We start from the raw sequence: 9,354 nt of genomic DNA, 5'->3' as shown, positions 1-9,354 counted from the left end.
TGGCCACCGATGGTGACACAAGCCAAAGACACCTGCACATGCGCACACAACGCCCGCGTCCACTAACCAGTTCCCAACCAACAAAACCACCCCCCACACGGGGGGTGAGGAACACACAACAACACAACGAGCTTGGCCCCACCCACGCACCCCACGGGGACGCGACACGGTGGGACGCCACAAGAGTTACGGCGGCCATAGCGAAAGGGAAACACCCGGTCCCATCCCGAACCCGGAAGTTAAGCCTTTCAGCGCCGATGGTACTGCAACCGAGAGGTTGTGGGAGAGTAGGACGCCGCCGGACATACTTTTGAAGAGGGACCGCCTCCGGGCGGTCCCTCTTCTGCATTTGGCGTGTCTGCAGGCGCACGTCTGCCTGTCGTGCGTCGACGCCCAGGGCCGGGGTGGCGCGCTGTCCATTCCGCAGCGTCCCGTTCGGGTCGCTGGACCGCGCCCTCTAGGCCCCGTGGCCAGCACTCCGCGGGGGATCGGAGCACCAGAATGCCAAGTCATGGACGCAGCACCCGCGTGATCGCTGTACTCGCCTCGTGCGCCGCGGGGGCCGGCCTCATGGCCGCCCAGCCCGCCCATGCGGACCCCACGGTCCTGTACCCGTTGGCGTCGGGCAGCGTGGACGCCTACTCCTACGACGTCCAGGTGGGCCCGGGGACAGGGCTCGGCGGTGGGCCTGCCTTCTGCACCTCGGTCGCGATCCGGCACGTCACCGACGTCGACAGCGATCCGCCCCTGGTGTCCTGCGACGACACCTACGACGACGAGCTGGTGGGTGACGGTCGGGTGCTGAGGCTGGAGGGCCACGTGCGCTCGCTGGGTCTGGAGGACCCCTTCACGGTGAACATGTACGGCGTGACGCCCAAGGCGCAGCGCATCAAGGTGAAGGTGGCGGGACGGAAGGCGCTCATCCTCACGCGGGCCAGCAGCAAGGTGCTCACGATCGCGGGTGAGCGGGTGCGCTTCTTCCACGTGGCGAGGGTGCAGGCGGATCCCCGTCTTGCGGACTCCGTGGTGGGACAGGCGCGCAAGTGCCGCACGGTCGTGGTCAAGGGCAAGAAGCGGAGGAAGTGCTCCTGGCGCACGGTCGCCGACCAGATGTACTTCCTCGTCTGAGGGGGCAGGGCGCCGCACGTGGGCGTCTTTCGGGGCTCACCCCGCGCGGACGGCTCGCATGTAGACGCCGAGGCTCGGCTTGGGCTGGAAGGAGGTGGCCTTCTCCGGCAGCAGCCGGCCCTGCAGCGAGGCCTCCTCGACCTCGCGGAACGTGGGGGAGGGGAGGATGACGGCCACGGCGTCGGGCTCGAGCGCCTCGGCCTCGGCCTCGTCGCTGCCGTGTCGGTAGGAGACGGCGAGCTGGTGGGACAACCCCGGGGTGGCTGCCAGCACCCGGGGGAGCAGGCGGACGTGCAGGTGCTCCACCGCAGTGGCCTCACCGCAGGCGGGGGTCACCGTGAGCCAGTCGTGCCCGTCGGTGATCGCCCAGGTGCTGGGGGAGAGGGCCGCGATTGCTCGGTCCCGGCTGGTGCGGGAGGCCGACCCTCCCGTCTCGCGCACGGCGGCGACGAGCTCGTCGCAGGTGAGACCCCGGAAGACTCGGTGGATGGCCCCGAGGAACAGGGGCGTGTCCTCCTGGTCCACGACCATGGCGAGACCCCGGTCCCACCCGGTTCCGGGGTGCTGCTCCTGGAGGCGCAGGTAGGCGGCGTACCGGTGGTGCCCGTCCGCGACGAGGAGGGGCGTGGCACCCAGGGCCGCCGTGAGGGCCGCCTGGGTGGCCGGGTCGTCGATCCGCCACTGCCGGTGGTCCTGGCCTGCGTGGTCGGTGAAGGCGTGGTCGGGCGCAGCCGACGCGATCCGGTCCAGCAGGAGGCGGCTCTCGGCCGTGCCCCGGTGGACCAGGAGGATCGGCGCCGGGTTCAGCGCGAGGTCCTCCATGCGGTGGGCCAGCTCGTCGGCCTGCTCCGGGTGGATCGCCTCGTGGGGCAGCACGGCGCGGTCCTGCAGGGAGTCGGCTCGCGTGGAGAGGTCGAGCGACCCCACGACGCCCCGGACGGTGATCCCCGAGGCGGTGTACTCGTGCAGGTGGAGCGCGGGCTCGTCGTCCCGGGCGAGCCGACCCTCGGCCTCCCAGGTCAGGAGGCGTCGGGCAGCCTGCCGGTAGGGTCGGGACATGGGGCGCAGGGTCGCCAGGTCGGCGACCCGCTCGGGCGCCAGCCGCAGGGCCCGGAACGGCAGCAGCCGCGCCGGCAGTCGGGGCGACTGCGGCACCTCGGTCCCGGGTCGCTCCTGCTCTGCCGTCATCGTCGTCATCCTAGGGGCCGCACCCTGGGCGCCCCCGGAAGGACACCCGAGTCACTATGCTGCGCGAGTCCCAGGTCCCCCTCGTCACGACCCACGACCTCGTCATGCTCGACCTCGACGGCGTCGTCTACGTGGGCGACCAGCCGGTGGACGACGTGCCCGACGTGCTGGAGCGGGTGCGGGCCGGCGGCGTCTCGTGCGCCTTCGTCACCAACAACGCCTCCCGCACCCCCGCCGAGGTGGCCGCCCGGCTGGAGGGCATGGGCGTCCGGGCCGCGGAGCAGGACGTCGTGACCTCCGCCCAGGCCGCTGCCTCGGTCCTCGCCGCGCGGTGGGGGACGGGTGCGCGGGTCCTGACGCTGGGTGGTCCCGGGCTCCACGGTGCCCTCGTCGCGGCGGGCCTGGAGCCGCTGACGGCGCCCGACGGCACCGAGGTGGCGCTCGCCACGGGGTACGGGCCGGAGGTGCTCTGGCGCGACGTGATGCGCGCCGCCGTCGCGGTCCGCGACGGGCTGCCCTGGGTGGCCAGCAACACCGACCTGTCGATCCCCACGCCCTACGGCCGCGCCCCCGGGCACGGGGTGCTGGTCCGCACGATCGCCGACTTCGCCGGGGTGGAGCCGGTGGTCGCCGGCAAGCCGGAGGCGCCGCTGCTGGAGGAGACGGTGCGCCGCGTGGGCGGCACCGCCCCCTTGATGGTCGGGGACCGGCTGGACACCGACATCCTGGGTGCCGCCCGGCTCGGCCTGCCGTCGTTGCTGGTGCTGACGGGGGTCAGCGGGATCCCCGAGGTGGTGGGCGCCCCCGCCGACCAGCGACCCTCCTACGTGTCGCCGACGATGCGGGGGCTCCTGGAACCCCATCCCGGCCCGTCGGTCGCGCCCGACGGCGAGGCCGCGTGCGGGGGCTGGACCGCCCGGGTCCGCGACGGCGACCTCGAGGTGACCGGGACCGGCGCGGTCGCGGACTGGTGGCGTGCGGTCGCCGCGGCCGGATGGGCCTTCCTGGACTCCACCGGCGAGGCGGCCGGCACCGGACGGCTGTGTGCTCCTGCGTCGTGACGTCGGCGCTGCCCGGTAGCCTCGGCCCCATGGACGAGGACTTCCACGACGCCGCGCCCGAGGCCCCCGAGCCCGTCGACGCCCAGGCCGCCGGCGAGCCGGTCGGGGCCGCCAGCGAGCGCGTCGGTGTGCCCGCGGTGGACGCGGTGCTGGCCGAGGTCGAGCGCGTGGGCGAGCTCCCGGTCGCGGAGCAGGTGGCCGTCTTCGAGCGCGCCCACGAGCAGCTCCGGCGCGCCCTCGACGCCTCTCCCGTCCCGGCCGCGCTCCGCCCCGAGGAGGGCTGACGGCGTGCCACCCCGACGTCTCCGGCTCGACCAGGAGCTGGTGCGCCGCGGCCTGGCCAGGTCGCGGGAGCACGCCAGCACCCTCGTGGCGGAGGGCCGGGTCAAGGTGGCCGGCGTGGTCGCGAGCAAGCCAGCGACCGGGGTCACCACCGACGTGGCCCTGGTCGTCGCGGAGGACCCGGGGCGCCCCGAGTTCGCCTCCCGCGGCGGGCACAAGCTCGCAGGCGCCCTCGACTCCTTCGCCCGCCACGGGCTCGACGTGGCAGGCCGGCGCTGCCTCGACGCCGGCGCCTCCACCGGGGGGTTCACCGACGTGCTGCTGCGGTCGGGTGCACGCCAGGTGCTCGCCGTGGACGTGGGCTACGGCCAGCTCGTGTGGCGGCTGCGCCAGGACGACCGCGTGGTGGTGCACGACCGGACCAACATCCGCGACCTCTCGCCCGAGCTGGTCGGTGAGCCGGTCGACCTCGTGGTCGGCGACCTGTCGTTCATCTCACTCGAGCTGGTCCTGGACGCCCTCATCTCGGTCACCGCGCCCGACGGCGCCCTCGTGCTGATGGTGAAGCCGCAGTTCGAGGTCGGCAAGGACCGCGTCGGCAAGGGCGGGGTCGTCCGCGACGCCGGGCTGCGGGCCGAGGCGGTCCAGAAGATCGCCGACGCGTCGGCCGCCCGGGGGTGGGGCGCGGTCGCCGTCTGCACCAGTCCGCTGCCCGGCCCTTCGGGCAACGTCGAGTTCTTCCTCCTGCTCCGCAGGGCGCCGGCCGGGATCGGCCCCGACGAGATCAGGGCCGAGGTGGCACGCGCCTCCGGGGTCCACGGCCCGGATGAGAAGGTGGGGGAGTGACCGACCCAGACACTCCCGTGCGCCGCGTCCTGCTGCTGGCCCACACGGGTCGGGAGGCCGCCCGCGAGGTGGCCAAGGCGTTCGTGGACGCCCTCACCAGCCACGACATCGTCGTCCGCCTCCTCGTGAAGGAGGCCGACGACCTCGCGATCGACCCGTCCCTCTTCGACCCGACCATCGAGGTGGTCGGTGAGGCGGAGCGTCCCGGCGACGACTGCGAGGTGGCGCTCGTGGTGGGCGGCGACGGCACCATCCTGCGGGCCGCCGAGCTCACCTACGAGAGCGGCACCCCGCTGCTGGGCGTCAACCTGGGTCACGTCGGCTTCCTGGCGGAGGCCGAGGTGGACGACGTGGAGTCGACCATCGAGGCCATCGTGCAGCGTCGCTACACCTGGGAGGAGCGGCTCACCCTCGACGTGGGCATCTACCAGGACAAGGAGCTGGTCGCCAGCACGTTCGCCCTCAACGAGGCGAGCGTCGAGAAGGCCGCCCGCGAGCGGATGCTCGAGGTCGTCGTCGAGGTCGACGGCAGGCCGCTCTCCCGCTGGGGCTGCGACGGCGTCGTCTGCGCGACCCCCACGGGCTCGACCGCCTACAACTTCAGCGCCGGTGGTCCCGTCGTGTGGCCGGGGGTGGAGGCGCTGCTGATGGTCCCGATCAGCGCCCACGCGCTCTTCGCCCGTCCCATGGTGGTCGCCCCCGACTCCGTCCTGGCGGTGGAGGTGCTCGCCGGCACCGAGGGCGCCGGCGTGCTGTGGTGCGACGGCCGGCGCACGGTCGACCTCGCCCCGGGTGCCCGCATCGAGGTCCGCCGCGCCGCTCACCCGGTCCGGCTGGTGCGGCTCCACGACTCGCCCTTCACCGACCGACTGGTGGCCAAGTTCGACCTTCCCGTCGAGGGCTGGCGGGGCTCGGCCGAGCGGCGACGCCGGACGACGGGGGACGCGGATGCTTGAGGAGATCCGGATCCGCTCCCTGGGCGTGATCGAGTCGTCGACGCTCGAGCTCGGCCCGGGCCTGACCGTGATCACCGGCGAGACGGGCGCGGGCAAGACCATGGTGGTGACCGCACTGGGTCTCCTGCTCGGCGGCCGCGCCGACAGCGGTGCCGTCCGGCGGGGCTCGTCCTCGGCGCGGGTCGAGGGCGTGGTCGACGCCCGGCGGCTGGACGCCTTCACCGACGAGGTGCTCGAGTCGGGCGGGGAGGTCGAGGAAGGGCGGGTCGTCCTGGCCCGCAACATCTCCGCCGAGGGTCGCTCGCGCGCCTGGGTCGGCGGGGCCGGGGTGCCTGCCTCGCGGCTGGCGGCGGTGGCCGAGCCGCTGGTCGCCGTCCACGGCCAGTCCGACCAGCACCGGCTCCTGCGTCCCGCCGCGCAGCGCGAGGCCCTCGACCGGTTCGGCGGGGAGCGGGTGGCCGACCTCCTCTCCCGCTACCAGGAGGTCCACGCACGCCTCGGCGACGTCGAGAAGCGCCTGCACGAGGTCGTCTCCTCCGCCCGGGAGCGCGCCCGGGAGGCCGACCAGCTCAGGTTCGCCCTGCAGGAGATCGAGGCGGTCTCCCCCGAGCCGGGGGAGGACGCGGCGCTGGCGGCGGAGGAGTCCCGGCTCGGCTTCGCCGACACCCTGCGCACCGCGGCCGAGGGGGCGCGGGAGGCCCTCTCCAGCGACCGCGACGCCCCCGACGCCCTGGGGGCCGCCTCGACCGCCCGGACCGCGCTGGACGGCGTCCGCGAGCACGACCCCGAGGCCGCCCAGCTGGCCGACCGGCTCGCCGAGCTCACCTACCTGCTCTCCGACCTGGCGGCCGACGTCGCCTCCTACGCCAGCCGGCTGGAGTCCGACCCGCTGCGCCTGGCGGCCGTCAGCGAGCGGCGTGCGGCCCTCGTGGCGCTGACGCGGAAGTACGGCGAGACGATCGACGAGGTGCTGGCCTGGTCGGGCGGGGCTGCGCTGCGCCTCGTCGACCTGGAGGACACCGACGACACGATCTCCTCGCTCCGCGGGGAGCGTGCCGCGCTGCGCGACCGCCTGGCGACGCTGGGGGTCGAGCTTTCCACCGCCCGGCAGGAGGCCGCCGTCCGGCTGGGCCGGGAGGTCACCGAGGAGCTGACCCTGCTCGCCATGCCGCACGCCCGGCTGGAGGTCGCCGTCTCCCAGCAGGAGGCCGCCGCGACGGGCGACCCGGACGGGTCCGCCGGCGACGAGCCCGGGGCGCCGTTGGAGGTCGACGGACGGCGCGTGCGCTTCACGGCGACCGGGCTGGACGACGTCGAGCTCCTGCTGGCGGCCAACGCGGGCATGGACCCGAGGCCCCTCGACAAGGGGGCCTCGGGCGGTGAGCTCTCCCGGGTCATGCTCGCCGTCGAGGTCGCGCTGGCAGGCACCACCCAGGTGCCGACGTTCGTCTTCGACGAGGTCGACGCCGGGGTGGGCGGGAAGGCCGCGATCGAGATCGGCCGTCGGCTGGCGCGGCTGGCCCGCGACTCGCAGGTCCTCGTGGTCACCCACCTGCCCCAGGTCGCGGCCTTCGCCGACCGCCACATCGTCGTCGCCAAGGCCAGCGACGGCTCCGTGACCACGTCGGGCCTCACCTCGCTGGGGGCCGAGGAGCGGGAGCGGGAGCTGTCGCGGATGCTGGCCGGGCTGGACGACTCCGACACCGCCCTGGCGCACGCCCGGGAGCTGCTGGAGACCGCGCGGAGCGCGACGCGCTGAGCCTCGCGCGGTCCGTCGTCGGGACCCCCCGCCCTGACACCATGGCAGGGCCATGAAGTTCGCGACCCGCACCCGTCCTGCCCCCTCCCTGCCCGGGGTCGTGGGGCCCGCTCGCGTCGACCGCCGCACCCGGGGGCTGCTGGCCCGGCTGCGCACCGGCGACGTCGCCGTGCTCGACCAGGTCGACCTCGACCGCGCCACCGCCCAGCAGCTGGTGGACGCGGGCGTCGCCGCGGTGCTCAACGCGTCGGCGATGATCTCGGGCCGCTACCCCAACCTCGGGCCGAGCGTCCTGGCGGCCGCGGGGGTCCCCATGGTCGACCTGCTCGGACCCGAGCTCTTCACCGCGGTCCGGGAGGGGGCGGTGGTCCGCGTCGTCGACGGCGAGGTCCGGGTCGAGGAGGAGACCGTCGTCCGCGGGCGCACGCTCGACCGGGACCGCATCACCGAGCTGCTGGACGACGCCCGCCAGGGTCTGGCCCACCAGCTCGACAGCTTCACCCACAACAGCAGCGAGTTCCTGCGTCGCGAGCAGGACCTCCTCCTGCACGGACAGGGCCTGCCGCGCCTCTCGACCGCGCTCGGCGACCGGCCCGTGGTGGTCGTGGCACCGGGGGAGGACCACCGGGCCGAGCTGCGGCTGGTCCGCGCGTTCGTCCGCGACCAGCGACCCGTGCTGGTCGGCGTCGACGCCGGCCTCGACGCCATCGTGGCCCTGGGGCTGAAGGCCGACGTGGTGGTGCTCACCGACACCGAGGAGGGGACGCCGTCCGCCAAGGCGCTGCGCACCGCCCGCGACGTCGTGGTCCGGGTGGACCGGGGCGCGCCCACGGGCGTCACCGAGCGGTTCGCCCGGCTCGGGGTGAAGCCCCAGCGCGTGGAGACCTCCGCGACCGCCGAGGACGTGGCCCTGGTACTGGCCGACGCGGGCCACGCCTCGGTGATCGTCGGGGTCGGCATGCACGCGACGCTCGCCGAGTTCCTGGACCGGCGTCGCGCCGGGATCGCCAGCACCTACCTCACCCGCCTCAAGGTGGGGCCGCGACTGGTCGACGCCACCGCCGTCCCGACCCTCTACTCCGGCCGGGTCCGACCCCGGCACCTCGCCGCCGTGCTCGTCGCCGGCGTGCTCGCCCTGGGCGCCGCGGTGGGCACCACCCCCGTGGGCCAGGAGTGGGGCGACCAGCTGGTCGACCGCGCCACCGAGACCATCGACAACCTCCAGGGAAAGCTCTCGTGATCTCCTTCCGCACCCACGTCGTCACCCTCGTCTCCGTCTTCCTGGCGCTCGCCGTCGGGGTGGTCCTCGGCGGCGGCCCGCTCAGCGAGGTCGGCCGCGGGGGCTCCGACAGCGAGGACGTCGCCGAGCTGCGCACCGTCGCAGCCGAGGACGCCCGCCGGGCCGAGGCGGCGGACAGGTTCGCCGGGGCGGCGGCCGCGCCGCTGTACGCCGGCCGGCTGACGGACCGCCAGGTCGCCGTCGTCACCCTGCCCGGCGCCGACGACGCCGTCGTCGAGGCCCTCACCGGGCAGCTGGTCGCGGCGGGGGGCGCGGTGAGCGTGGTGCAGCCGGTGGCCCCGACCCTGCTCAACCCCGCCGAGAAGTCCCTCGTCGACACGCTCGGGACCCAGCTCGCGGCGCAGCTGCCCGCCGGCGCGGTGCCGCCCGAGGCGACGACGTACGACCGGATCGGCCACCTGCTGGGCCTGACGCTGGCCGCCAAGGACGCAGCCGGGCAGGCTCCCGACGGCCGGTCCGCCGCCGTCCTGGAGAGCCTCCTGGGTGCCGACCTGCTCGCCGAGGCCCCGGCCCGGGAGCGTCGCGCGCCGCTGGTCCTCGTGGTCCTGGGCGACGAGGTCGACGGCGAGGGCGGGGACGCCCTCCTGGCTGCGTTCCTGCGGGGCCTGGGGGGTGCCGCCGCCGGGATCGTCGTGGCCGCGGAGGACGGCTCGGAGGGATCCCAGCTGGCCCGCCTGCGCTCCGACGACTCGCTGGCCGGTGTCACCTCGGTGGACGAGGTCGACGCCGTCACCGGCCAGGTGGCCGCCACGCTGGGCCTGATCCGGGCTCTCACCACGAGCGGCGGCGCTTTCGGGGCGTCGGGTGCCGACGGAGCGCTCCCGCTCGGGTAGC

At 74.7% G+C, this 9,354-nt stretch carries 9 protein-coding genes and 1 rRNA gene; 9 read left to right on the top strand and 1 reads right to left on the bottom strand.

Annotated features, from left to right (window positions below; all coding sequences use genetic code 11):
• The first annotated feature begins 187 nt into the window (after positions 1-187).
• Together rrf and DNK53_RS17275 are read left to right on the top strand one after the other, a co-directional pair.
• A 5S ribosomal RNA gene (gene rrf, locus DNK53_RS17280) occupies positions 188-304 on the top strand.
• Between the two features lie 224 nt (positions 305-528).
• Positions 529-1,128 (top strand): hypothetical protein, encoded by a 600-nt coding sequence (locus DNK53_RS17275; RefSeq protein ID WP_162599999.1) that lies wholly within the window; start codon positions 529-531, stop codon positions 1,126-1,128.
• Between the two features lie 36 nt (positions 1,129-1,164).
• On the opposite strand, the gene DNK53_RS17270 is transcribed toward DNK53_RS17275, so the two are convergent.
• Entirely contained in the window at positions 1,165-2,316 is a 1,152-nt protein-coding gene (locus DNK53_RS17270; protein ID WP_162599998.1) for a DUF1015 family protein, read from the bottom strand.
• 56 nt (positions 2,317-2,372) lie between these two features.
• Here DNK53_RS17270 and DNK53_RS17265 point away from each other — a divergent pair, with 56 nt between their 5' ends.
• The 7 genes from DNK53_RS17265 to DNK53_RS17235 are packed head-to-tail and all read left to right on the top strand — an operon-like array spanning position 2,373 to position 9,353.
• Positions 2,373-3,377, top strand: a complete 1,005-nt coding sequence (locus DNK53_RS17265) for an HAD-IIA family hydrolase (protein WP_110183539.1) — start codon at positions 2,373-2,375, stop codon at positions 3,375-3,377.
• A 29-nt stretch (positions 3,378-3,406) separates the two neighbouring features.
• Positions 3,407-3,661 carry a hypothetical protein gene (locus DNK53_RS17260; RefSeq protein ID WP_110183538.1) on the top strand — a complete coding sequence of 85 codons (255 nt, stop codon included), beginning with the start codon at positions 3,407-3,409 and terminating at the stop codon, positions 3,659-3,661.
• A 4-nt stretch (positions 3,662-3,665) separates the two neighbouring features.
• Positions 3,666-4,505 carry a TlyA family RNA methyltransferase gene (locus DNK53_RS17255; RefSeq protein WP_110183537.1) on the top strand — a complete coding sequence of 280 codons (840 nt, stop codon included), beginning with the start codon at positions 3,666-3,668 and terminating at the stop codon, positions 4,503-4,505.
• Positions 4,502-5,461: an NAD kinase gene (locus tag DNK53_RS17250; protein WP_110183536.1), complete on the top strand. Its 960-nt coding sequence runs from the start codon at positions 4,502-4,504 to the stop codon at positions 5,459-5,461. The genes DNK53_RS17255 and DNK53_RS17250 overlap by 4 nt, the downstream gene beginning before the upstream one ends.
• Positions 5,454-7,220: a DNA repair protein RecN gene (gene recN / locus DNK53_RS17245; RefSeq protein WP_110183535.1), complete on the top strand. Its 1,767-nt coding sequence runs from the start codon at positions 5,454-5,456 to the stop codon at positions 7,218-7,220. Before DNK53_RS17250 ends, recN begins: the two co-directional genes overlap by 8 nt.
• Positions 7,221-7,272: 52 nt before the next feature.
• A complete protein-coding gene (steA, locus tag DNK53_RS17240; RefSeq protein WP_110183534.1) occupies positions 7,273-8,460 on the top strand; it encodes a putative cytokinetic ring protein SteA in 1,188 nt (395 codons plus the stop codon).
• Positions 8,457-9,353, top strand: a complete 897-nt coding sequence (locus DNK53_RS17235) for a copper transporter (protein ID WP_162599997.1) — start codon at positions 8,457-8,459, stop codon at positions 9,351-9,353. Before steA ends, DNK53_RS17235 begins: the two co-directional genes overlap by 4 nt.
• Position 9,354 lies beyond the last annotated feature (1 nt).

Source organism: Nocardioides solisilvae (assembly GCF_003194625.1).
In the GTDB taxonomy this organism is placed as follows: Bacteria; Actinomycetota; Actinomycetes; order Propionibacteriales; family Nocardioidaceae; genus Nocardioides; species Nocardioides solisilvae.
The sequence above is the reverse complement of the archived record's forward strand: the minus strand, read 5'-3'. Positions and strand labels throughout refer to the sequence as shown.

Bases quoted from the DNA above. Each gene is read 5' to 3' on its own strand.
- recN (WP_110183535.1), top strand. From the start codon at position 5,454: ATGCTTGAGGAGATCCGGATCCGCTCCCTGGGCGTGATCGAGTCGTCG.
- steA (WP_110183534.1), top strand. From the start codon at position 7,273: ATGAAGTTCGCGACCCGCACCCGTCCTGCCCCCTCCCTGCCCGGGGTC.
- DNK53_RS17260 (WP_110183538.1), top strand. From the start codon at position 3,407: ATGGACGAGGACTTCCACGACGCCGCGCCCGAGGCCCCCGAGCCCGTC.
- DNK53_RS17265 (WP_110183539.1), top strand. From the start codon at position 2,373: ATGCTGCGCGAGTCCCAGGTCCCCCTCGTCACGACCCACGACCTCGTC.
- DNK53_RS17270 (WP_162599998.1), bottom strand. From the start codon at position 2,316: ATGACGGCAGAGCAGGAGCGACCCGGGACCGAGGTGCCGCAGTCGCCC.